1 protein-coding gene is annotated in these 2,015 nt (G+C 52.7%); it reads left to right on the top strand.

The features are described from left to right. Positions 1 to 408: 408 nt before the first annotated feature. A partial coding sequence (locus ACJROR_RS10690; protein ID WP_406547043.1) for a SurA N-terminal domain-containing protein occupies positions 409 to 2,015 on the top strand: 1,607 nt, incomplete at its 3' end.

Below are 2,015 nucleotides of genomic sequence, written 5' to 3'. Positions count from 1 at the left end.
ACTTTCCGCGCTGGCAAGCTCCTGAAGGAAGCTGTTAACAAGCCCAAGAAGAAGAAGGCCACTAAAAAGCAGTAATCCTGTTTTATTCATCAGCTGTATTTTACTGTTTATGGAAAGCGCACAAACGATAGTGCGCTTTTTCTTTTATCATATGCCCCGTATTTGCCGGCATGGAGAATTACGATGCCAACAGGGCGGGTTTAGTGTAAAATGCACGGACAGCACCAGATCCGCGTTTCCCGGAGAACGGCGGGAGACTCAGGAAATTGTTCCGGACGGCGGTTGAAAGCCCCGGAGTTCTGGTGAGGCAGCAGCAGGGCGGACAATGCCGGAGCCGCAAAAGACGGCAGTATCCGGAGCCCCGGCGGCGCCAGTGATTTGAGGTTTAACGGTCGGAGTCAGAGTTTAATGTTTACAGACAAGCTCCGCGAAGGGTCAACAGGGCCTGTCGCAAAGTTTTTATTCATCATCATCATGGTATCGTTTGCCATAGCCGGTGTCGGCAGCTACCTTACGCCGAAGATGGATTTCAATCCGGTAAAGGTAAACGGCAACTCCATTACCAACGGGGAACTGGAGCAGCAGTTCCGTCTGGAAAAGAACAAGCTGGAAAGACAGCTGGGCAAGGCTTTCCGGGAACAGGCCAAGGATCCGGCGTTTAATGCTTCCCTGAGAAAGCAGACTCTGGAAAGAATGATCACCGATCAGGTGGTGTCAGACCATATTTTTAATTCCGGCGTGGTAATTTCCGATGATTTGGTGAAAAACCGCATCCGCGAAATGCCGGAATTTCAGGTAAACGGCAAGTTCAGCGATGCCCAGTTCCGCAAGGTGCTGAGCCTGGCCGGTTACCCCTCTCCCCTGGTTTTCTCGGAAGCTCTTAAGGGGGACATCTCCAAGGAGATTTATCTCAAGACCGCTTTTGACAGCGGCTTTGCTCTGCCGGATGACGTGGCCGTCATGGCGCAGATCCTTTCTCAGGAGAGAACCTTCAGCAAGATCGACATCGCCATTGATGCCTACAAGAAGAATCAGACCGCCGGCGAAGACGAAATCAAGGCCTACTATGATTCCCACAGCAAGGATTTTCTGCTGCCGGAAAAGGTTAAGGTATCCTACATCTACATTACGGCCGGCGATTTTGTAAACGATGTGAAGTACACTGACGAGGATCTTAAAAAGTTCTTCGATCTTCATGCCGAGCTTTACACCATTCCGGAAAAACGGACGGTTTCCCATATCCTGATTACCGGCGAGGATGCGGAAGACAAAATCGCCAAGGTGGCTGAAGAGCTTAAGGGCGGAGCTTCCTTTGAAGATCTGGCTAAGAAGTATTCCGAGGATCCTTCCAGCAAGGACAAGGGCGGCAAGCTTCCGGCATTTGCTCAGGGCGTTATGGATTCCTCATTTGAAAAGGCCGCTTTCGCTCTGGAAAAGACCGGCGATGTCTCCGAACCCGTAAGCACTCAGTTCGGCTGGCATCTCATTCGTCTGGACGGCATTGAGCCGGGACACGGCGCTGACTTCAATCAGGTGAAGGATGATGTTATCGAGCAGTACACCAAGGTGCAGAGCCGCGAGCTCTTCATGGACAAGAAGCAGATCATCGCCGATACCAGCTTTGAGAACCCGGATTCTCTGGATGCTGCTGCTTTGGCTGCCAATGCGGCCCGGGAAGAGGGCGGTCAGGTATCCAAGTCCGTGCAGATCAAGACCAGCGATTTCATTGCGAACGGCGATGAGAAGGCGGCATTCCCGCTGAATCAGCCGGAGGTGCAGAAGGTAATGTTCCAGAGCGAGCTCAGAGAATCACCGGTTAATTCCGATGTGGTTGAACTGGGAGACAACGCCATTGTCGTGGTGCATGTGGAGGGCTATCAGGAGCCTGCTCCCAAGCCCCTGAGCGAGGTTCACGACCAAGTCAGGGATGCCGTGCTCACCGCCAAGGCCGAAAACGCCTCCGGCGCCACGCTGAAGTCTGTTACCGACAGTCTGGCCAAGAGCGAATCTTTGGA

Source organism: Succinimonas sp., from assembly GCF_045225735.1.
GTDB lineage: Bacteria > Pseudomonadota > Gammaproteobacteria > Enterobacterales > Succinivibrionaceae > Succinimonas.
Note: the sequence above shows the minus strand (reverse complement) of the source record. Positions and strands in the feature narration are given on the sequence as shown.